The following is a 20,733-nucleotide window of genomic DNA, read 5'->3' as shown; positions in this document are numbered from 1 at the left end:
ATCCCGCCCAGCCATGACCAGCCCCCTGACCATCCGCGATATTGCCCAGCCCGATACCACCACGCAGTTCATCAGCGACGTTCAGCTGTCCACGTTCTACGACGACGCGGCGCTGAACCAAGACCTGATGCAGCGGTTCATGTTTACACGTGGCTCGGGTGGGCACGGAGAGCGCAAGGGGACAGCTGATTTGCTGCGCCTGCTCCACCAAAGCGTCACGGCCATTGGAGCAACTGGGGAAAATCGCTTTGTCTTCCTTGCGACGTACGGCCATGGGAAAAGCCACCTGGGGCTAGCGCTAGCAAACTATTTCGGTGCCCAGCGCGGTTCTGCGGCGCTGAATATGGTGCTCAAAAAACTGGATCACGCCCTTCCTGCCAACGAGGCGCAGGTTTTCCGCGACTTCCGTGACAACGAGGACAAAGCCCCCTTCCTGGTACTGATCTTGCGCGGTGACCGTCCCGGCGGATTGCGAGACACTTTCTTCCAGTCGCTAGACCGTGCCCTGGGGCAGCGGGAGCAGACTCGGGCACTCAAGCCACCCTTCTGGTTCGATAAGGCCGCAGAGTTGCTCGATCGGATTAGCACGAGTCCTGCCCACCTGGCAACGGCCAATGCTTACCTGTCCAAGCATGGCCGCGACCTGCACAGCGTGCAGCAAGAAATCGCAGAGAAGAGGTCAAGCGCTTACCAGCTGGCTGTCGGAGCTTTTAAGGCTGTGCACAGTGTCGAACCGAGCCTCGGTGGGGAAACTGCTCTGAGCGACGCGGTGCGTTGGATCGTTGACGATCTGTGCGGGCCGGGCAAACCGTTCGGAGGACTGCTCGTGCTCTTCGACGAGTTCAGTCGATTCGTTCAGGACTACTCGCAAAACAACCCGATTGGGGCGCCACTACAGGAATTGCTGAGCGGCATTAACCACCAATCAGCACGTGGAAAAGCGATGTTCGTAGGGCTTTCCCAGCATGACCCAAACGTGATTGCCGAACGTCATGGGGGCGGCGAGGAGCTGATCAAAGAGCTCAATCGTCTCCCGACAGCCAACAGGCACAAAATGCAAACCATGCTGGAGGACGTGCTGGGCGGCGTGCTCAAGACGGACGAGTCGGCCTGGCACACGTTTATGCAGCATCCGCAGGTCGGCCTGACAGTCAGCGAGGCTAGTGACACGGCCAAGCAGCTGTTCGCAGATCGATATGGGCGGAATCAACTGGACTGGAATCTCAACACCATTATCGACAAGGTCGCCAAGCAGTGTTTTCCACTGCACCCGCTCACGACCGCATTCCTTTCCAGCGTAACTCTGCATTCGTCTGCAACGGTGCGCTCCGTGCTGGGCTTCATTCAGGACGAGCAGGGCTTCGTCATGCCACGTTTTAATGAGGCCGCCCTCACGGAGGCCGGACAGCCGAATTGGGTGCTCCCGACCCGCCTGGTGGACTATTACGGCGAAGCGCTTGGCGAGGACAAGTACAAGAACTTTAAGAACGTCATCAAGCCAGATCTGACTGTGGAGCAGCAGGAGGTGCTCAGGGCTATGCTGCTCCTAGACGTGGCTGAATTGCCCACCAAGCAGGCGGGCGGGTACGCAGCTGTAATTGCCAACCTGACAGGACTGGAGGAAGGTGAGGCAAAACGCATCCTGCAGGTGTTGGAAGACCAGCACTACATTCGCTACGACTCGGCCAACAAGACCTATTCGTTTTGGGTCGGCTCCAACGGTGCCCTCGACCTCGACCGCCTGTTGACGGAAGAAATAGCGACGCGCGAGGGGAACAGGAAGCTGGCGCAGCTGTTCGAGAACTTTAGTGGCGGCACGAATGCGGTCAATAATCTTGGCCTGGGCCGGTCTTACCCCGTGGCCATTTCCTGGGGGCACGAGGACGACTGGGCGGCCAAAGAGGTCATCGTGCCCGTTAGCGCCCTGAAGCAGGATCTGCTGACCGCCCTGCGGAACAAGTACGCGGTGCAGATCGATAGCCCGCCGGACGCGCGGGGCGTCGTGGTGCTGGTGGTACCCAAATCCCAGAAGGAGGCCGACGAGGCCGTCGAGAAGATCAAGCAGCTACTGGCCCAATCGGCTAAGGACAACGCTGCACCCCTGCTGTTCCTAGTGCCGCGCGAGGGCCACGGCGACCTAAACACCACCTTGCTAAAACTGGCTCTGGTGAGCGAACCGTTGTTCAAGACCATCGCGCAGCCCAAGGTGGGGGAGAGCGCCCTGGGGGAAATGAAACAGACGCTGAGCAGCAAGGCGGCCAAAGGCATGGATGCCCTGCGGACGGGCAGTGTCGTGGTTGTGCCGCCAGCCATGCAGCAGGCACTGGAAGCACGCCTGCGCCCTGAACCAGCAAACCGGGTGGGCGAGGCTCTGAAGGTCGTGTATGAGCTGGCTTACCCCCATCATCCCGACAGCTTCTTCACCCAGTACAAGCAGAGTTCCACCAACCTGACCAAGGCCACTGTAGATGTGATCTATGAGTTGCTGGAGAATGGCCTGGATCAGGTGAAGTGGTCGGCTGGTGCCAAAGTGCCAGGAGAAGTGGTCAAGCTGCTGCAAAAAGAGTGGGGCATCGTTAGCCCCCAGCAGCAGGTGGTCGAGCCGACGTTCACGAAGGTTAAGGTCGCGTGGGATCGCTTCGATGGGACATTCTCGCCCAAGATCAAGAGTGCGTGTGCGGACGTCGTACTCTTGGAACTTTTACAACCGCCGTACGGTTATGACCAGAACACGCTGGCGCTGCTCTTCGCCGCGTGGATTGGCCGGAACCGAGACGCCATCGCTATAAGTGGGGTCGGCAAACTCAGCCGCCCGGCCCCTGGCGCCAAGGAAGCCTTTAAGAACCCCGGCGTGTTCCTCAAGGCCATGTCTGGAGTACAGATCCACCGCAAGGACACGGCCACCGAGAAGGCCAAAGTCACCGAGGTGCTGACCCAGCTCAAAAACGGCATGTTCACTATTGTCGAGGCCAAACGCGGCAGCAACATCCTTGAGGAGTTCAAGCACAATAACCCCCGATACGACGCTGACTTCCTGGAACAGCTGGAGACGGCCAACTCCAAGTTGCAGAAGGGTCTGGAGAACCAGGCGGCCTACGATAAGGCCGTCGAGGGATTTGAGGCGAGTCTTAGTCAGGCGCGGTCGGTAGCCCAGGTCAAGCCGTTGGCAGATCGACTGAAGTCGGGCTTTCCCAGCTTGAGCCTAGTGAAATCTGAGAAGGCTACAGGCGAGCAGCTTCAGCAGCAGCTTCTTAAGCTCGTCACCAGCCTGACAGCGACCGAAATCAAGCAGAACACGCAACTGCGCGAGATCTCCCAGTACTCCCTGAATGTTGCGGCGTTGAAAGCCTTGGTGAATTCACTGCATGGTCTGGGGCTCTTAGAACTAAAAGCGCAAGCAGATACTGCTCTTCAGACCCTTGCCGAAGCCAAGCAAGCCTTAGAGGCCAGCCAGGCTGAAGTTGCTGAACTTAAACTGGTCAATAACATCTCCATTCAGGGCAACCTCGCCGGGCTGCGAAACAGCCTGGAGGCATTGCGTACCCTGGAATTGAAATCTGATAGGGCCAATGCCCTCTCTGACGAAAAATATTTGCAGCTCAAACAGTCCATTGCCGAACTAGAGCGCCGGTTGCCGGCATGGCAGGAATCCTTATCCAGCGTCATGGATGCTGTGGCTGCGAGCAAATTGAGCAAGGAACTCCTGGCTGGCAGTTCTCGCTATGAGGGCACAGCCGAAGCAGAGACGCTGGGCAAGCTTCAATCGCACGCGGATGCGCTGAACCGGTACTTCAACGTGGTCAGTAGTTCTCCGGTGCTTCATGAACCGGCAGATGTGGAGCGCTGCCAGACTGCCTTACAGGAGTTGAGGCAGGAGTACAAGGACGTCGTGAGCGCAGCCCAGCTAGCGCAGGTTGACCACGCGTCAGCAGCACTAGAGAGGCAGCAGCAAGAACTGGAGACCAGGGCTACAGCGTGGCTTGAGCATCAGCAGCAGCGCTTTGATTCGGGCCAAGTGAAGGGCCTGGAGCAGGCTCTGGATGTGCCCCCACGGTTCCTAAGCGAGACTGGACGGGTCGCGTTGGGCGAGCTACGCACTGCCATCCGCACGCAGCATGACGCTGCCGCACAGGAATCGCAACGCCTGCAAGCGGTGTCCTCAATTCCTCAAACGGGCAGTGTGAGTGTCCTGAATCAGAGCCTGGCGGAACTGCAGAAGGTGGCACTCCAGCCGGGTAAGGTCACTGCAGTAGCTGAGGCCAAGCGAGCTGCCATTGAAGCTGAATTGGCTCGACTGAATGCCTTGCCCCATGAGTGGCAGGCCCAGGCGTCTGAGGCCACGGAACTCCAGGTGCTTGAGAAGCTGGCAAAGGACGTGACGCGCCAGGAGGCCAGCCTTATTGGAAGTCCGCAACAGGGCGTTGTCGAGTCCCTGGCTCGCCAGTTAGGTGAACTGACAGCGGTGATTCGCCGGGCCGCCGAGCTGCGGAGCAATTCATCAATTAGGTTGACTGACCTCTTAAGCCGGAAAGCAGACCAGCACATTCTGTTGAATAAGCCCGTCTTGTCTGCAGTGCAGCGTGACGTATTGGAGAGCGATGTAGCCCATACCCAGCAACTGTACGAGGGCCAAGTAGCCAAGCTGGAGCAGGAATTGTCCACGTATGAAAGCAAACTCGGAAGTGCCTTTACCTTGGTCGATCTAGAAAAAATAGATCTCCGCCATTTTCCGCGTGCGGGCTTGCCAGATGGCTTGTCGCAGCGCTCGCAGGCACTGGAACAGCGGCGGCAAGAACTACGTCCCTTGCTGACAGATATGGCTGCCTTAAGCAACGCATCCTGGCGAAACCTAGCAGAAGCGCAGGAGGTCTTGCAGCGATACACGGCCTTGCTGGAGTTGCCGGTGTGGTCGGAAGGGCAGCTCGATCAACTTGAGAAGTTACGGGCACGTCTGCTGGATAGGGTACAGGTGAAGCGTCAGGAGGGTTTGGCCTGGCTACAGACACGTGAGAAAGGACTGTCTACCTTGGCTGGCAAGGGCCTGGCCGACCTTGGGAAGGAACTGGCGCAGCCTCATGCGTTCCTAGACGATGCAGGACAGAAGCGCCTGGATGGGCTCCGGAGCGGCTTGCAAGCCAGACTGGAAGAAGATCAGGTTCTTCAGATCGAAACGCTCTTTGAGAGGATTGACTCCCCGCAGCGGCGCGCAGCGGTGGTGCAGCGTCTTCAGAGCCTGCTGTTGACGCCAACATCATGAGTGCTCCATCGCCTCGCTACCACCTGGATCCGGCGGGAGACGTCGAACAAACTGGTCTTCAAAACGTCTATACGGAAGCTGAATTCCTCCGCCAAGCATTGCTGGACAAACCGCTTCTCATCCATGGGTCGCCACTGGTCGAATGGGCACAAAAGTTTGCAATAGGCCGCAACTTCCACTCCCAGAAGGTGTACTCTGCCCGCACGACCCTTGGGCACCTCGTTCCGGGTCTTGGTGCTGAATCTGCTCAGGTGTTGCTTAAGCAGTGGCCGGACTTGGGAATAGATTTCAATACGAGCAGCCACCTTTCCGAGTTGATCGCTCACCTGGCTGGCGGCCAGCCCCTTGGGAGCGCTGAACATGCTGCGGAGTGGCTTCTGCTGCGGGCGGAGGCGACGCCTGAACTGCAACTCGCCCTTGAGCGGGTCGGCGCTTCAGTGTCAGACATGGTAAGCACTGTTTGGACACCCATCTACGGCGTGTCGGAAGAGGGCGTGGAACCCCTCCTGCTGAGTTGGCTTGGTATCCAGTCAGGGCTGCCCCGCTGGCCAGCGCCTTTCCCTATACCATTGCGTGGACAAGCGTTGGAGATGGTGCGTCAGCACGTAGCAAAAGCCGTTTCGGAGCAGGGACTGGATGCATTTTCGCAGTGGCAAGCGGCTAACGCCGCCGTCGAAATACTCAAGGTGGCGGCCATCGAAACGGCGGCCTGGCTCAAGCTGCACCCAGAGGCTTTAACCCAGACTGCTGTACAGCGCTTACGCGAATTTCTGCCGAATGAGCGATATGGAAAACTGGTGCAAGAGCTACCGGTTCATCTTCCGGCCCCACTTCCTGAGCATCCGGATGCGTGGTCGAACTGGATGGAGCGTGAGTACCTGCCTTACCGCATTTCTAAGAAAGCTGACCAGTCAGCCCTTTTGCTCACATTACGTCACTTTGCAGAGCGGTTTCTAGCGGTATATGCCAAGGCTCTGAACGGGGGTTCCCATGCAGACTGGTTGGTGTGGCAACGCAGCGCGGATCTCAAACGCAGCGACCGTCTAACGCTGGTTGTGATTTGTGATGGACTAAGCCTGCATGATCTCGCCATCTTGCAGCGCCATCTGGCACAGCACGACAGTGGGCAGCGCCTAAGTGATTTGGGCAGCCAGGTTGCCTTTCCGGCCCTTCCGACAATCACGCATCAGGCCAAGCCGGCCCTTGTATGTGGCGTTGCCCCCACGCTCAGCGATAAGGGCAAACCGCTGGGCGAATCCTCAACCAGGGAGAACAAGGTGCGAGCAGCGCTGCAGAATGGACAACCGGGAGACATCGTGTTTTGGAACTACGTCCAAACAGACAAGCTCTACCACGACGCGGATACGCTTGATGAAGCGTTCACCGCCGCTAACGCGACTTTGATGGGTCTCGCCGAGCGACTCTTAGGTTTGATGCTCGACGGCATTCCGAACGAGGTTCCGGCCCAGCTCGTGATCACCACAGACCATGGTCGACTCCTGCTGGAGTCAGAGCGAACGGTTTCGGCACCACACCACTTCAAGCCAGAGGGGCGAGCGGCATTCGGTGCCTGGGCAAGCATTCCGGCACAGGGCTTCGAGCTTGGTGAGACCTATGCCTTGCTGGGGCGAACAACGTTCGGGATGACTCAGGACGCGGCCGTCATGTGGGGAGACCAAACCTTTCGGACGGTCACGGGTGCTACTGGGCGCGAAGTGTGCCCACACGGGGGCATCACGCCTGAAGAAGTGCTCATTCCGTGGGCTGTCTACGTCCGCGACCTTAATTTCCGCTTGCCTTCTATCGAGGTGGCTGGCAAGGGTGAGGCAGAGCAACCTGGCATAGTCGTCCTCCGAGGTATCAACTCCACTGCCCTTCCCCTGAAGGTGAGTAGCACTACAGGTTCCTTGGTGGCGCTGATCGGCGACCTCATTGGCTGGACTCTCCCACCACACAGTGCTACAGAACGTCAACTCACGGTGACGGCCTGGCCCAAGTCGGAAACGTTAGGTGCCCTGTATCTCAAGCTTGGAGTGCAAGCAGGCCAAGGAGCTGTTCAATACGTAGACGCCCAAATTGCGTTGGAGTCCGAAGAACTGTACACACCCACGGCGAGTATCTTGGATGACCTGCTGTGATGCAGACCGACTTTATGTCCCAGACACCAGATCAGACCCAGAATGAGCCATTGAGTGACGACGCCTTGCGGCAACTGAATGCGAAAGTAACCGAGGTTTTCCGCTCTCTTGCGATTGATAAACGTCGACTGCCAGCAAGTCAACTCAACAAACGCGGCATTCCAGCGTATGTGGCCGAGTGGGTGTTAGAGAGCGTCGTGCCAGGACAGGGTGAGTTAACCCAGGACGAGACGACGAAAGTTCTGGACTGGGCTGCCCGCGTCATTCCTGGGCCAAGTGAGCAGCACATCATCAAGCACAAGCTGGCCCAGGGACAGACTGTCAAGGTGCTGACGCCACTGCAAGCCGAGATCCAATTGAAGAAGGGCAAGGAGCCGCAGCGACTTGCTCAGCTCAGGCTGCTTGGCATATCTGATGCTTACATTTCGGACGCCCTGCTGGAAGAACAACCTGATCTCTTGCGACAGGGCATGTGGGGGGTGGTGGAACTAGGCGCCTTGAAAGATGGTGTGGCTATCTTGTCTTTCAAGCCAATGCAGGCCAGCGTAAATCTACCTCTGTTCAAAGAAGCGCGCAGGAAATTTACGCTGTACGAGTGGCGGGCAATCCTGTTGACCACGCTGGGATTTGATCCCTCGGCGTTCTCTGATGAGCAGCAGACGTGGCTTCTGTGCCGACTCCTGCCCTTGGTACAAAAAAACATGCATATGCTGGAACTCGCGCCCAAGGGCACGGGGAAGAGTTTTACATATGAGAACATCAGCCCAAAGGTTCGCCTGGTAAGCGGCGGAAACATTTCGCGCGCCGTTTTGTTCGTTAATAACGCGAACGGGACTTGGGGTCTGCTCGCCCGATTCAAGGTGGTCGTGCTAGACGAAATTCAAACGTCCAAATTTACCAACCCAGAAGAGATCGTGGGTGGACTGAAAGGCTATCTGGCCAATGGCAAGCTGACCGCTGGCGGGTTGCACGAAAGCGCCAGCGACTGTGGCTTCGTAATGCTGGCTAACATCACACTCGATGATCAACAACGGCCTGTTAAGGCGTCGTTGGTTGAGGAGCTGCCTGAGTTTTTGCGCGAGACTGCTTTTCTTGACCGCATCAAAGCTCTACTCCCAGGATGGGAACTCCCCAAGCTGAGTTCCAAATTGTTGGTCGGCACGGCATCCCCGCTGACAGTGGGCCTCAAATCTGATTTTTTTGGAGATGCCTTGATTGCCCTTCGTGATGATTTGAGTTCCGAGGCATATGCCGACCAAGCAGTGCGTTTGGGCGGTGAAAAGCCATACCGCCGGAATGAAGAGTCGGTACGTGCTATTGCTGCTGGTTTAATGAAGATTCAATTCCCTCATGGGGAAGTTGCAAACCAAGACTTCTACAAATATTGTTTAAGGCCGGCCATCCAATTAAGACAGGGAATATGGGATGAATTATATGCACTAGACGGCGAATACAGACAATACGAGTCCAAAATTACGCAGGCAAAGAAATGAGTTGTGGGCGGTGCGCACTATGATTTATCTTGACTATAATGCAACTACGCCTTGTGACCCGCGCGTCGTAGAAGAGATGTTACCGTACTTCACGAATCAGTTTGCTAATCCGTCAAGCGCTACTCACATGGCTGGGAGGCAAGCAGCTGACGCTGTAGAGTTGGCGCGAGGTCGCGTCGCTCAGCTTGTGGCGTCTGATCCTCGGGATGTCATATTCACTTCGGGGGCCACGGAGAGCAACAATTTGGCTCTTTATGGAGTAGCACGAGCAGCACAGCGAAATGGAGATCGGCGTCGCAGGATTATTACTTCAGCGATTGAGCATAAAGCTGTTTTGGATCCTTGCCAAGACCTTGCTCAGGAAGGGTTCGATATTCAGTACGTTCCAGTAGACAGCGAAGGTTTTATCGACTTAGAGAGATTACAGTCACTTCTGACTTCTGACACATTACTCGTCTCTATTCAGGCGGCTAATAGCGAGATTGGAACGATCCAGCCCATAGCAGACATCAGTGAAGTTTCAGGAAAGGCTGGCGCCTTTTTCCACTGTGATGCTACCCAGGCTGTAGGCCGTGTGGATATAGACTGGCAAAATCTGCCAATTGACTTGATATCATTTAGCAGTCATAAACTTTATGGCCCCAAAGGCGCGGGGGCACTTATAGCGCAGCGCGCAGTGCGGCAGCGTCATCTCTCCCCTCTTCTGCGTGGGGGAGGGCAAGAGTCCAAGCTGCGAGCAGGCACTCAGAATGTCCCAGCTATTGTGGGTTTTGGAGCTGCATGCAATATACTTAAATCAGAGGCGTGGCAAGAGACTGAAGAAGCATCCAAGTTACGTGACTATTTTGAGGATATGCTCCTCAAAAATGTATCTGATGTTATATTTAATGGTAAACTGAATAAGAGACTTCCAAACACAAGTAGTGTAATGATAAAGGGAATAGAGGCCGACGCGCTTATTGCAAATCTTCCTAATTTTGCCTTGAGCCTGGGATCGGCTTGTAATTCGGGAGCGATAGAGCCCTCATATGTACTTTTATCTTTGGGACTATCTAGAAGTTCCGCCGAATCTACTTTCCGAGTGAGTATGGGACGCTGGACTACTAAAGACCAGATTAGCGAATTTGTGCTTGCAATCGCCGACGCATCAAGGCGGCTTCTCTCTTTGCAGTGAACATATCTACAAGCTTATTTTATTCATTTCTCAGCACAGTGTTTACGCTATGGGAACTGTCTCAAATCAAAGACTGTTACAATCTTCTTGCTATATGGGGCTGAAATTCACTTTGTAAAATGCCACTGTTGATCTACCTTATCTTAAGTTTTTTACTGCGATTCACACCAAACATTTCATTTTTTACAAGATTCAGATTTTCATCATGCTTTATGTATAGATCCCCAATAGCTGACAGCAAGTTTAACCTAGTAAGAAAAGGTCTGTAATAACGAAAGTTTTGAAAATTCTCTTTGTATGCGTAAATTGCATCCCAAACTTTTGATTGGTGCCTATAAATCACTGCATCTAGAAGAAACTTTGTGTGACTGCTATCACCAGAAAGTTCCTCTTCATATATTTTCTTCTGATAAACTAGACTATTACGAGAAGCGTTCTGAGTTTTCATTTCAGAATATTGGAGTCCACAATCAACACACGAGAGATAGCTGACTTCATATATTCTGGGTAAGCGTATGCGATTTCCACAGTCTGTGCAATAGTTTAGAAGAACAGCTTCATGATCAACACACACAACTGCGTAAGTAGATATAGACTTTTTGTCCATAAATCCTTTCTCTAAGCAGCATAGCGGACAAATCCAGACACTAAGACCTGATATAAAAGCCATGCTAGCGCCGGGTTCTATTGCTCCTTCAAGGTAAACATCCCGGCCAATTGTAAAGATATGCCTATTTCTATAAAACTCGTGAAATTTCATTGGACTGACTCGAGTACATTCAAATATCTGAAACCAGATCGCCATCACGCCTGCGCTTTTGAGATCTGTAGAGCAGAGTGGTGCGAAACTCGATAATTCCATAAAGTTGGCAAGGCCGCCAATAGGTGACTGATGTTGGAATGCAAGTCTGGCTAACCACGCCACCGGAAATTCCTGAGGTCTTGGCGGAACAATGATTGGCAGCCTTCCCAGCGTCATGGGCTACGATACCAATTGGTTCGCATAGCCTCTTCAGGCTCATGGCAAACGAAAATGTATACGGGCTAGTCTCATGGCAAACGAAAACAATCTCACCCAGAACGAGAAGTGAGGGGAAAAAACGCCATTAACCAGTCTCAAACAAAGCGAAAATGGACACCCCGTTTCTGACGGCCGAGCAGGCCACGGCCCTGCTGGACGTGAAGCCCGCCACCCTCTACGCCTACGTGTCACGTGGGCTGATCCGCAGCGAGCCGGGGCCGGCGGGCACACGGGAGCGGCGCTATCACGCCCAGGACGTCCAGACCCTGCTGGCCCGGCAGGGGGCGCGGCGTGACCCGGAAGCGGCGGTGCAGGGCGCCCTGGGCTCGGCGCTGGAGTGGGGCGGCCCGGTGCTGGACAGCGCCCTGACCCGGATTTCGGACGGACGCCTGACCTACCGGGGGCAGGACGCCGTGGCCCTGTCGGCAGCGGCGACGGTCGAGGAGGTCGCGGCCCTGCTCTGGACGGACGACCCGGACGGCTGGGCCCAGTTGCCCCTGCGGGCCCGGCTGAACCTGAGTGCCCATCCACGCGCCCCGCTGCCGGCGGAAGCCTTCGCCTACGCGCTGGCCTGCGCCGGAGCGCACGACCTGAGCGCACTGGACGCCCGCCCGCAGGCGGGGCCGGGGCAGGCGGCGCGGGTGCTGAACCTGCTGTACGCCACGCTGGAGCGCTGCCAGGGCGTGCCGCCCGCGCCCGATCTGCCGCTGCACGCCCGGCTGGCCCGCGCCTGGGGCGTGCCGGGGCAGGCCGACCTGCTGCGCCGGGCGCTGGTGCTACTGGCCGACCACGAACTGAACGTGAGCACCTTCGCCGCACGGGTCACGGCCAGCGGCGGGGCCAGCCTGCAGCACGCCACCCTGGCCGCCCTGTGCGCGCTGCAGGGCCCCCGGCACGGTCTGGCGACGCTGGACGCCCACGACCTGATCACGCACGCGCGGCGCAGCGGGGCCAGAACCGCCCTGCGCGACGCCACCCGGCGGCACACCTACCCGCCGGGCTTCGGCCACCGCCTGTACCCCCGGGGCGACCCCCGGGCCAGGGCGCTGTTCACGGCCCTTGCGGACGCCCTACCGCACGACGGGGCGCTGCAGGCGGCGCTGGAGCTCCGGGCGCTGGCCCAGCAGGAGACCGGCGAGCACGCGAACGTGGATCTGGCCCTGGCCGCGCTGACCCAGGCGCTCGGGCAGGGGCCGGACGCGGCGCTGGCCCTGTTCGCACTGGCGCGGGCCACCGGCTGGCTGGCACACGCGCTGGAGACCCAGGCGGGGGGCCAGCTGATCCGGCCCCGGGCACGCTACGTGGGGCGCTGAGTCTGCTGTCGATTCACGTCACTGCGCCGAACTGGGCACTGCTGAGGGGGCCCTCCCGCGCACCAGCGCGAAGGCCCGGCCGCCCAGCAGCACGATCAGCGCGGCACCGGCCAGCGCGATGCTCAGCGCGGCGGGCAGGCCCACCTGCTGGGCCACGAAACCGATCACGGGCGGCCCCATCAGGAAGCCGCCGTAGCCGATGGCCGCCACCAGCGCGATGCCGCGTCCGGCCAGGGCGTGCCCGGCGGTGCCGTACATCACGGGCACCACGTTGCTCAGGCCCAGGCCCGAGAGCGCGAAGCCCAGGCCAGCCGGCAGCGGCTCGCGCCACAGCAGCGCCAGCCCCAGGCCCAGGGCCGCGACCAGCGCCCCGACCCGCACCACCGCCTCGTCGCCCAGGCGGGCGCGCAGGCGGTCTCCGAACCAGCGGCCCAGGGTCATGGTGGTCACGAACGCCGTGTAGCCGAGGCCCGCCCGGCCGGCCTCCTGGCTCAATACGTCGCGGAAGTACAGCGCGGCCCAGTCGTAGTTGGCGGCCTCGGCCAGCATCCCCAGGAAACACAGGGCGCCCAGCAGCAGCACCGCCACGCTGAACAGACCCGGGGTGGACGGCGCGCCGCCTGAGCTCGTGGCCGGGGCGTCCTGGGGCGGATCGGGAATCAGAAAGCGGTTGGTGTAGAGAGCCACCAGCACGGTGCCCACCACCACGATCAGGGCATGCGTGAACATCGGCACCCGGCCGATCAGAAGGCTGCCCAGGGCCGCGCCCAGCACGCCCCCCAGGCTGAAATAGGCGTGCAGGCGGCTGATGATCGGCCGCCCCAGGCGCTGCTCGACCGTGACGCCCTGGGCGTTCATGGCGACGTCCATCACGCCGTTCGCGGCGCCCAGCACCAGCAGCCCGGCCACCAGCGTCCCGAAGCTCGGCGCCAGCAGCGGCAGCAGCAGCGAGAGCAGGAACAGCAGCCCGCTGATCCGGGTCACCCGGTCGCTTCCCCAGCGGGCCGTCCAGCGGCCGACCAGGGTCATGCTCAGCACCCCGCCGACGCCCGCCGCCAGCAGCGCCAGCCCGATCTGCGCCTCGTTCAGCGCCAGCTTGTCGCGCACGCCCGGAATGTTTACCGCCCAGGAGGCGAAGACCATCCCATTGACCAGGAAGATGGCGCCCACGGCGCGGCGGGCGGCCTCAGCCTGCGAAGCGGATGAGCTGGACATCGTCTGAGTCATGGGATTCCTGTGGGGGGGCGGGGGTGTGGGAACGAAGTCGACGACGTCTGAAACCGCGATCTGAAACGATTCAGAGGGCCTGTCCATACGCTACCATCTGGCCATGCCGTCCGCCAAGTTCCCCGAGACCCGGCCACCCCGCGGGGGCCGGATCACGCTGCGCGAGGTGGCCCAGGCCCTGAACGTCTCGGTGGCCACCGTGAGCAACGCCTACAACCGCCCCGATCAGCTGTCGCAGGAGCTGCGTGAACGCGTGCTGGAGACCGCCCGCAGCCTGGGCTACCGGGGCCCCGACCCGCTCGCGCGCTCCCTGCGCCGGGGCCGCACCGGCGTGATCGGCGTGGTGTACGACGCGCCGCTGGAATACGCCTTCGCAGACCCCGCCGCCGCGATGTTCCTGGGCAACGTGACCCACGCCATCCAGGGCGAGGGCCTGAACCTGCTGCTGCTCGCCAGTCCCCAGGGTGTGACCCCGGTGAGCAGCGCCAGCGTGGACGGCTTCATCGTGTACTGCGCGGCCGAGGACAGCGACCTGCTGCGGGCCGTGCTCGACCGGGGCCTGCCCACCGTGCTGGTCGACCAGTACCCGCATCCACCCGCCGCCCAGATCGGCATCGACGATGCGGGCGGCGCCCGCCAGGCCGCGCGGCACCTGACCGAGCTGGGCCACCGCACCATCGGCGTGGTGTGCCTGGAGCTGGGGCCGGAGCCGGTGGCCGGGCCGGTCGGGCCAGGGCGCGAGGCCGCCGTGAGCTACCGCACCTCCGCCGAACGCCTGGCCGGCTACCGGGAGGGAGCGCCCGGCGCCCGCCTCTTCCTCACCGAGAGCGGCCAGAACACCCCGGAGGAGGGCGAGGCCCGCACCCTGGAACTGCTGCGCGCCCACCCCGACATCACGGCCCTGCTGTGCATGAGCGACGTGCTGGCCTACGGCGCCCTGCGCGCTGCCCGGACGCTGGGCCGCGCCGTGCCGGAGAGCCTGAGCATCATCGGGTACGACGACCTGCCCGGCTCGGCCGCGCTGGGCCTGAGCACCGTCTGGCAGGCCACCGCCGAGAAGGGCCAGCGGGTCGGCGAGGCCATGCTGGCCCTGCTGGCCGGCGAAGGGGCGGGCGAGGTCACGCTGCCGACCCGGCTGGTAGTGCGGGAGAGTACGGCGGAGCGCAGAAGGCAGAAGGCGGAAGGCTGAAGATCAGGTGGTGGGCGGCCCGGTCAGCTTCAGGGCCGCCGCGTGGAGCATCCGCACGCCGGTCTCCAGGCTGGCCTCGTCGATGGTGAAGCGGGGGTGGTGGTGGGGCCAGCGGCTGTCGGCGGCGTCGCTGCCCGAACCGACGTTGAAGTAGGCGCCGGGGGCCCGCTCCAGGTAAGCGCTGAAATCCTCGCCGCCCATGGTGGGCTTCGACACCTGGAAGCGCTCCGGGCCGACCGTCTCGATGGCGATTTCCCGAAGCTGCTCGGCCACCCAGTCGGTGTTGATCAGGGGGCGGTAGCCGAACTCGTAGCGCAGCTCGTAGGTCGCGCCGTGCGCCTCGCAGACCCCCTTGACGACGCGCTCGATCAGCGCTGGGGCTTTCTGGCGCAGGTCGGGGTCGAAGGTGCGCACCGTGCCCATCAGCTCGGCGGTGTCGGGGATGACGTTGTGGGTGGTGCCGCTGACGAATTTCGTGATGCTGACCACCAGCGCGTCCTGGGCGCCCACGTGGCGGCTGACCACGTGCTGCAGGTTGCCCACCACCTGCGCCCCGATGGCGATGGGGTCGACCGCCTCCTCGGGGTGCGCGCCGTGGCCGCCGCGGCCCCGGATGGTCAGCTCGACCGTGTCGGGGGCGGCCATGAAGGGGCCGGGCTTGACCGCCACGACGCCCGCCGGGAGCTGGCTGTTCAGGTGCAGGCCGGTCACCACGTCCACGCCGTCCATCAGCGTGGTCTGCGTGACCAGTTCCTCGGCGCCGCCGGGGCCGATCTCCTCGGCGTGCTGGAAGATCATGCGGATTTCGCCGGGCACGTCCTGGGGCGACTCGGACAGCAGTTTCGCCACGCCCAGCAGGATCGCGGTGTGGCCGTCGTGGCCGCAGGCGTGCATGACGCCGGGGCGCTGCGAGGCGAAGTCGAAGGTGTTCTCCTCATGGATGGGCAGGGCGTCGATGTCGGCGCGCAGCAGCGCCGTGCGGCCGGGCTGGCCCCCCTGGAGCACCGCCAGCACGCTGGTTTCGGTCGGCCGGCTGACCAGGAGGCCCGGCATCTGCCTCAGCTCGGCCTCGATGTAGGCGGCCGTCTCGTGCTCGTGGAAGCCGACCTCGGGGTTCATGTGCAGCCAGCGCCGCCAGGCCACCAGCTGATCGCGCAGTGCCGTTCCCTTGTCCTGAGTTGCCGTCATGCCCCAGCCTAGCGCCACTGGGCGCGGAGACCCACCTCGTCCCGCGTTCCTGAACGTTCTTGAGCGGGGGTTCAGCAACTCTGCGGCCCGGCATGTCGTACTGGGGGGTATGAGAGTCCCCCGTACCGCCAAGTCCGGCACCCTCGGCAAGCTGATGGTGTACGCGCCCGTTCTCCTGCAGGTGATCTCCATGCTGCGCCGCTCGCAGCAGAAGACGCGCGGCAAATACGTCAAGGCCCGCAAGCGCGATCGGCTGCTGGACACGCTGCTGAATCAGGCCGAGCGCAAGCTGGGCGGCAAATCCCGCTCGCGCCGCTGGTTCTGAAGGCTTGAGGGTCAAGGCCGACCGTCAAGGTCGCCTCAACGCGCGCCGCACCCGGACTGGGGGGCGCGCGTTTAGATTCGGCCTATGCCGCAGAAGCCCAAGATCAAGGCCCCCAAACCCGAATCCCAGCGCGTGGGCTTCGCCATCGTCGGGCTGGGCAAGCTCAGCGTTCAGGAACTGATCCCCGCCGCGCGCACCAGCGAGCACGCCTACGTGGCGGCGCTGGTCAGCTCGGAGGAGGACAAGGGCGAGGCCTTCGCCCGCGCCTTCGACCTGAGCGAGAGCGACGTCTACACCTACGACGAGTTCGACGGCCTGGCCGACCGGCCCGACGTGGAAGTGGTGTACATCGTGCTGCCGAATTCCATGCACCGCGAGTACGTGACCCGCGCCGCGAAGATGGGCAAGCACGTCCTGTGCGAGAAACCGCTGGGCATGAACGCCAGGGACGCGCAGGAGATGGTGGACGTCTGCAAGGAGGCCGGCGTGCTCCTGATGACCGCCTACCGCTGCCAGTACACTCCCGCTCACTGGGCGGCGCGCGACGCCGTGCAGGGCGGCACGCTGGGCAAGGTCAAGCTGCTGGACTCCATGCACGTGCAGGTCGAGGACGATCCCACCGTCTGGCGCCTGAAAAAGGAGCTGGCGGGCGGTGGGCCGCTGCCCGACGTGGGCATCTACAGCCTGAACACCGTGCGCTTCGTGACCGGCCAGGAGCCGGAGTGGGTCTTCGCCACCATGCACCAGCCCAAGAAGGACAAGCGCTTTAAAGAGGTCGAGGAGTCCATGAGCTTTATGCTGGGCTTCGCGGACGGCGTGGTCGCCAATATCCACACCAGCTACGGCGCCTTCAAGACCGATACCCTGCGCGTGATGGGCGAGGACGGCAGCCTTCTGATGGATCCGGCCTTCAAATACGAGGGCCTGCAGCTGACCCTCTCCAGCGAGGCGGGCAAGACCATGCCCACCTTTCCGTCTTATGATCAGTTCAGCCTGGAATTCGACCACTTCGCTCAGTGCGTGCGCTCGGGCAAGCAACCCTGGACGCCCGGCGAGGAAGGGGTGCAGGATCACGTCATCATGGACGCCCTGTACGAGAGCGCGCGCAGCGGCAAGGTCGTGAAACTGAAGGCCGTGAAGAAGCGGGACGCCTTCCGGGGCACGAAACCGAAGCTGCCGAAGGGCTGAGCCCGGTCTCCTCGACCTCTGACCCTGTTCAGAGGTTTTTTGGTGCCGGGGCACCGTCACTCAGCGATCCCGACGCCTCCGCCGAGGTCGGCGCCCCGACCTGTAGCGACTCGCCCAGCGGCCCGGCCCCGGCGCCGCTAGATTCGCCCTATGGATCTGCGTACCGGGCGGGCCTTCTGGCCCCTGCAAAGTGGCCTCATGCACACCTATCCGCCGCTGGAGAAGCCCGAGCAGGCCGACGTGCTGGTGATCGGCGCCGGCATCACGGGGGCGCTGCTGGCCGATTCGCTCAGCGCGGCGGGGCTGGACACCGTGGTCATCGACCGGCGCGACGCCGTGTACGGCAGCACCAGCGCCAGCACCGCCCTGCTGCAGTACGAGATCGACACCAACCTGACCGACCTGATTCCCATGATCGGCCAGCGGGACGCCGAGCGCGCCTACAGGCTCTGCCGCGACTCCATCGACCTGATCGGGGAGCTGACGAAAGGTCTGCCCGACGACTGCGGATACAAGGCCAACGGCAGCCTGTACTACGCCAGCACGAAGAAGGACGCCCGGATGCTGATCCGGGAATGCGCGGCGCGTGAGGCGGCGGGCCTGAGGGTCGAACTCCTCGAAGCCCGAGTCCTGAAGGAGCGCTTCGGCATCTCCGCCCCGAACGCCCTGTTCAGCCCGGACGGCGCGGAGGTCGATCCATACCGCCTGGCCCAGCACCTGCTCTGGCGGGCCCAGGAACGCGGCGCCCGCATCTACGACCGTACCCAGGTCACCCGGCTGGACGAGGGCCGCGCCGGTTTTACCGCCCACACCGACCGCAGGGCGAAAGTCAGCGCGAAATACGTGATCGTGGCGACCGGCTACGAGGCCGAAACGTTCCTGGGTAAGCGCCTGGCGCAGCTCAAGAACTCCTACGCCCTGGCGACCGAGCCGCTGAATACGGAGCCCTGGCCGGAAGCCTGCCTGATCTGGGAAACCGCCCGCCCCTACCTGTACGCCCGCACCACCCAGGACGGCCGCGTGGTCATCGGCGGCGAGGACGACGATTTCAACAGCCCCCTGAAACGCGAGAAGTCGCTGGCGGCCAAGCAGCGGCGCCTGGAGAGGAAGCTGGAGAGTCTGGTGCCCCACCTGAAACTGGAAGTCGCCTTCGCCTGGGCCGGCACTTTCGGGGAGACGAAGGACGGGCTGGCGTACATCGGCCCGAAGGTGAAGGGCTCGAAGCTGCTGTTCGCGCTCGGATACGGCGGCAACGGCATCACCTACTCGGCCCAGGCGGCCAGGATGCTCACGGCGTATGTGCAGGGGCAGCCTGACGCGGATATGGAGATTTTCAGCCTGAATCGGTAAGGGTCTAACCGTCTAAAGGTCGAACGATCTAACGGGCAAGAGCGCCAGGCAGGGCAGGTTCTGCACTGTCCGACGGTTCGACCCCACCTGCGCGCCCTTCGCAGGTGGCCTAGTGTCCGCTGGTCACCTTCAGGCCGATGATCGCCACGACCATCAGGGCCATGAAGCCGAGGCGGGCGGCGGTGGCGGGTTCGTTAAAGAGCACGATGCCCAGGATGGCCGCGCCCACCGCGCCGATGCCTACCCACACGCCGTAAGCTGTGCCGATGGGCAGGGTTTTGACGGCCAGACCCAGCAGCCCCATGCTGCCGACCATGCTCAGCAGGGTCAGAGCCGTGGGCACCGGGCGCGTGAACCCCTGCGTGTACTTCAGACCGATGGCCCAGCCGACTTCCAGCAGACCCGCGACGACGAGCAGTATCCATGCCATAAGAGACCTCCTGCGCCGTCTTGTCATGACCGGGTACGGCGGTGCTCTCGTCCGGGTTAAGCCCCTGTGGGGCAACGGGAATCAGTGTAGGGCCAGAGTGTCGGCTGAAGGTAAGCACCGTGTCAAAGCGCCCTTACACTCCGCTCGCCGTGTTCTTCCTGAGGGTGCTCGACCCAGCCGTGCTCATCTCGACCGTGCTCAGCGCAGGTAGACCCTGTAACGCGCGGTGATGTCGAAGGTCGTGCAGGCGGCCTCGCCACGCTGCACGGGCGAGGCACAGACGGTCAGCTTGCCGCCCGCGCTGACCGTGTCGGCGGTCAGGTCGCCGGCCACTTCGCTGAGCCGGCCTAGGGCGCCGCTCAGTTCCACCGCCTCGTAGCCGCGTGAGGGCATGGCCCGGTGCAGGGGATCACTCCCCAGGTTCACCAGCGGCGAGAGCGGCAGCCAGCGGCCCTTGCCCTTGCCGTCTTTGGCGTACAGGCTGGCCGACACGCGCGGAATCAGGAAAAAGGTGGTGGCCCCCGGCCAGCGCTGTTTCAGGGCCAGCGGCATGGTCAGCGTGCAGCGGGGATAGACCTCGTCCACCAGCAGGAAGTTCTCGCGCGTGGACTTGAAGTAGGTGTCGGCGCAGCTCAGCCTGATCTTCTCGCGGGGCACGGTGACGGTGGCCGGAGCGGCGGCCGGGGCGGGAGCCGGGGGCTGGGCGAAGGAGGGCGAGAGGGTCAGCAGGGCCAGCAGCGCGAATCGGTTCATGGGGCCTCCAGGATGTCCACGTGGGCGCTTCCATCAGCGGCGGTGAAGGTGCAGGTGAAGTCGGTCTGCGTGCCGTCCGGGCGGCCGACCTGGGCATCCCAGCGCTTGCCGTCGGCGTTGGCGCTGATGCCCCCGGCGGCCTCCCGCAGCGTGGGGAAGCTCAGATCGGCCTCGGGCCAGGGCAGCGCCGCCGAGACCGCCTCGCGGCAGCGGGAGACCAGTTCCGCGCTGGTGATGCCGCCCGTGGCGTCGTCCAGCGCGGCCGGGGGAGGCGCCGCCCGCCCCGCCAGCACGACGGCCAGCGCTGCCACCGGCACGAAGGGCAGCGCCCAGCGCACCGGCCACCAGAACGGGCGGGGGCGCAGCGCTGCGCGCACCTCCTGGCGGTACGCGTGGGCCGCGAGGCGCTGCTGGGCCAGCTGCTCCTCCGCCTGCCGGGCCTGCACCGCCGCCAGCTCCTCCGCCTCGATGCGGCGGCGTTCGTCTTGGCTGAGCATACTCAGGAGAGTACGAAGCTCAAGAGGTGGCGGCGTCCGTCGAAAGGGGGAGGGGCCGAACGCCGGCGGAAACGCCCCGCCCGGGGAACCGTCCGGCCCGGACGGACAGGAGACCGGCGGCAACCCGCTGCCCACCCCGTCTTAAGGTCGGCCGCATATGGTCTGCCCGGCTGCCTGTGCCAGCATGCCG

General features: G+C 62.1%; 15 protein-coding genes and 1 riboswitch. Of the genes, 9 read left to right on the top strand and 6 right to left on the bottom strand.

Going from position 1 to position 20,733, the window contains the following annotated elements:
* Positions 1–13: 13 nt before the first annotated feature.
* The 4 genes from CVO96_RS05115 to CVO96_RS05100 are packed head-to-tail and all read left to right on the top strand — an operon-like array spanning position 14 to position 10,062.
* Entirely contained in the window at positions 14–5,257 is a 5,244-nt protein-coding gene (locus tag CVO96_RS05115; RefSeq protein ID WP_103311070.1) for a coiled-coil domain-containing protein, read from the top strand.
* Positions 5,254–7,395 (top strand): hypothetical protein, encoded by a 2,142-nt coding sequence (locus tag CVO96_RS20705; RefSeq protein WP_133161745.1) that lies wholly within the window; start codon positions 5,254–5,256, stop codon positions 7,393–7,395. Before CVO96_RS05115 ends, CVO96_RS20705 begins: the two co-directional genes overlap by 4 nt.
* The gene (gene brxL, locus CVO96_RS05105; protein WP_243398444.1) at positions 7,395–8,888 is read left to right on the top strand and encodes a BREX system Lon protease-like protein BrxL; all 1,494 of its coding nucleotides are present in this window, start codon (positions 7,395–7,397) and stop codon (positions 8,886–8,888) included. The genes CVO96_RS20705 and brxL overlap by 1 nt, the downstream gene beginning before the upstream one ends.
* 19 nt (positions 8,889–8,907) lie before the next feature.
* Positions 8,908–10,062, top strand: a complete 1,155-nt coding sequence (locus CVO96_RS05100) for a cysteine desulfurase family protein (RefSeq protein WP_103311064.1) — start codon at positions 8,908–8,910, stop codon at positions 10,060–10,062.
* A 133-nt stretch (positions 10,063–10,195) separates the two neighbouring features.
* Here the strand turns inward: CVO96_RS05100 and CVO96_RS20700 are convergent, their stop codons facing one another.
* Complete coding sequence (locus CVO96_RS20700; RefSeq protein ID WP_133161744.1) at positions 10,196–11,041, bottom strand: hypothetical protein; 846 nt, start codon at positions 11,039–11,041, stop codon at positions 10,196–10,198.
* A 152-nt stretch (positions 11,042–11,193) separates the two neighbouring features.
* Here CVO96_RS20700 and CVO96_RS05095 point away from each other — a divergent pair, with 152 nt between their 5' ends.
* On the top strand, positions 11,194–12,396 hold the full coding sequence (locus tag CVO96_RS05095; RefSeq protein ID WP_103311062.1) for a citrate synthase: 1,203 nt from the start codon (positions 11,194–11,196) through the stop codon (positions 12,394–12,396).
* Positions 12,397–12,414: 18 nt separating this feature from the next.
* Here the strand turns inward: CVO96_RS05095 and CVO96_RS05090 are convergent, their stop codons facing one another.
* Positions 12,415–13,623 (bottom strand): MFS transporter, encoded by a 1,209-nt coding sequence (locus CVO96_RS05090; RefSeq protein WP_103311059.1) that lies wholly within the window; start codon positions 13,621–13,623, stop codon positions 12,415–12,417.
* A gap of 103 nt (positions 13,624–13,726) precedes the next feature.
* Here CVO96_RS05090 and CVO96_RS05085 point away from each other — a divergent pair, with 103 nt between their 5' ends.
* A complete protein-coding gene (locus CVO96_RS05085) occupies positions 13,727–14,812 on the top strand; it encodes a LacI family DNA-binding transcriptional regulator (protein WP_103311057.1) in 1,086 nt (361 codons plus the stop codon).
* 3 nt (positions 14,813–14,815) lie between these two features.
* Here CVO96_RS05085 and CVO96_RS05080 read toward each other — a convergent pair whose 3' ends face one another.
* The gene (locus CVO96_RS05080; protein ID WP_103311055.1) at positions 14,816–16,000 is read right to left on the bottom strand and encodes an amidohydrolase; all 1,185 of its coding nucleotides are present in this window, start codon (positions 15,998–16,000) and stop codon (positions 14,816–14,818) included.
* 109 nt (positions 16,001–16,109) lie between these two features.
* Between CVO96_RS05080 and CVO96_RS05075 the strand changes: the two genes are divergently transcribed.
* From CVO96_RS05075 to CVO96_RS05065, 3 genes are all read left to right on the top strand, one after another.
* Positions 16,110–16,325, top strand: coding sequence for a hypothetical protein (locus CVO96_RS05075; RefSeq protein ID WP_103311053.1), 216 nt, complete (start codon positions 16,110–16,112; stop codon positions 16,323–16,325).
* A gap of 84 nt (positions 16,326–16,409) precedes the next feature.
* A complete protein-coding gene (locus CVO96_RS05070) occupies positions 16,410–17,513 on the top strand; it encodes a Gfo/Idh/MocA family protein (protein ID WP_103311051.1) in 1,104 nt (367 codons plus the stop codon).
* Between the two features lie 150 nt (positions 17,514–17,663).
* The gene (locus CVO96_RS05065) at positions 17,664–18,863 is read left to right on the top strand and encodes an NAD(P)/FAD-dependent oxidoreductase (RefSeq protein WP_103311048.1); all 1,200 of its coding nucleotides are present in this window, start codon (positions 17,664–17,666) and stop codon (positions 18,861–18,863) included.
* Between the two features lie 109 nt (positions 18,864–18,972).
* On the opposite strand, the gene sugE is transcribed toward CVO96_RS05065, so the two are convergent.
* From sugE to CVO96_RS05050, 3 genes are all read right to left on the bottom strand, one after another.
* Positions 18,973–19,293 carry a quaternary ammonium compound efflux SMR transporter SugE gene (gene sugE / locus CVO96_RS05060; RefSeq protein ID WP_103311046.1) on the bottom strand — a complete coding sequence of 107 codons (321 nt, stop codon included), beginning with the start codon at positions 19,291–19,293 and terminating at the stop codon, positions 18,973–18,975.
* Positions 19,294–19,302: 9 nt separating this feature from the next.
* A riboswitch (guanidine-III (ykkC-III) riboswitch) is annotated at positions 19,303–19,371 on the bottom strand.
* Between the two features lie 120 nt (positions 19,372–19,491).
* Positions 19,492–20,046 (bottom strand): hypothetical protein, encoded by a 555-nt coding sequence (locus CVO96_RS05055; protein WP_103311043.1) that lies wholly within the window; start codon positions 20,044–20,046, stop codon positions 19,492–19,494.
* Positions 20,043–20,543 carry a hypothetical protein gene (locus tag CVO96_RS05050; protein ID WP_103311040.1) on the bottom strand — a complete coding sequence of 167 codons (501 nt, stop codon included), beginning with the start codon at positions 20,541–20,543 and terminating at the stop codon, positions 20,043–20,045. The genes CVO96_RS05055 and CVO96_RS05050 overlap by 4 nt, the downstream gene beginning before the upstream one ends.
* Positions 20,544–20,733: the final 190 nt, after the last annotated feature.

The sequence above is a fragment of the Deinococcus koreensis genome (assembly GCF_002901445.1).
Classification (GTDB): Bacteria; Deinococcota; Deinococci; order Deinococcales; family Deinococcaceae; genus Deinococcus; species Deinococcus koreensis.
The sequence above is the reverse complement of the archived record's forward strand: the minus strand, read 5'-3'. Positions and strand labels throughout refer to the sequence as shown.

What these genes read in the sequence shown, in the direction of transcription:
- sugE (WP_103311046.1), bottom strand. Translation starts at nt 19,293, where the DNA reads ATGGCATGGATACTGCTCGTCGTCGCGGGTCTGCTGGAAGTCGGCTGG.
- CVO96_RS20705 (WP_133161745.1), top strand. Translation starts at nt 5,254, where the DNA reads ATGAGTGCTCCATCGCCTCGCTACCACCTGGATCCGGCGGGAGACGTC.
- CVO96_RS05100 (WP_103311064.1), top strand. Translation starts at nt 8,908, where the DNA reads ATGATTTATCTTGACTATAATGCAACTACGCCTTGTGACCCGCGCGTC.
- CVO96_RS05085 (WP_103311057.1), top strand. Translation starts at nt 13,727, where the DNA reads ATGCCGTCCGCCAAGTTCCCCGAGACCCGGCCACCCCGCGGGGGCCGG.
- CVO96_RS05055 (WP_103311043.1), bottom strand. Translation starts at nt 20,046, where the DNA reads ATGAACCGATTCGCGCTGCTGGCCCTGCTGACCCTCTCGCCCTCCTTC.
- CVO96_RS05050 (WP_103311040.1), bottom strand. Translation starts at nt 20,543, where the DNA reads ATGCTCAGCCAAGACGAACGCCGCCGCATCGAGGCGGAGGAGCTGGCG.
- CVO96_RS05090 (WP_103311059.1), bottom strand. Translation starts at nt 13,623, where the DNA reads ATGACTCAGACGATGTCCAGCTCATCCGCTTCGCAGGCTGAGGCCGCC.
- CVO96_RS20700 (WP_133161744.1), bottom strand. Translation starts at nt 11,041, where the DNA reads ATGACGCTGGGAAGGCTGCCAATCATTGTTCCGCCAAGACCTCAGGAA.
- CVO96_RS05070 (WP_103311051.1), top strand. Translation starts at nt 16,410, where the DNA reads ATGCCGCAGAAGCCCAAGATCAAGGCCCCCAAACCCGAATCCCAGCGC.
- CVO96_RS05065 (WP_103311048.1), top strand. Translation starts at nt 17,664, where the DNA reads ATGGATCTGCGTACCGGGCGGGCCTTCTGGCCCCTGCAAAGTGGCCTC.
- CVO96_RS05115 (WP_103311070.1), top strand. Translation starts at nt 14, where the DNA reads ATGACCAGCCCCCTGACCATCCGCGATATTGCCCAGCCCGATACCACC.
- CVO96_RS05075 (WP_103311053.1), top strand. Translation starts at nt 16,110, where the DNA reads ATGAGAGTCCCCCGTACCGCCAAGTCCGGCACCCTCGGCAAGCTGATG.
- CVO96_RS05080 (WP_103311055.1), bottom strand. Translation starts at nt 16,000, where the DNA reads ATGACGGCAACTCAGGACAAGGGAACGGCACTGCGCGATCAGCTGGTG.
- CVO96_RS05095 (WP_103311062.1), top strand. Translation starts at nt 11,194, where the DNA reads ATGGACACCCCGTTTCTGACGGCCGAGCAGGCCACGGCCCTGCTGGAC.
- brxL (WP_243398444.1), top strand. Translation starts at nt 7,395, where the DNA reads ATGCAGACCGACTTTATGTCCCAGACACCAGATCAGACCCAGAATGAG.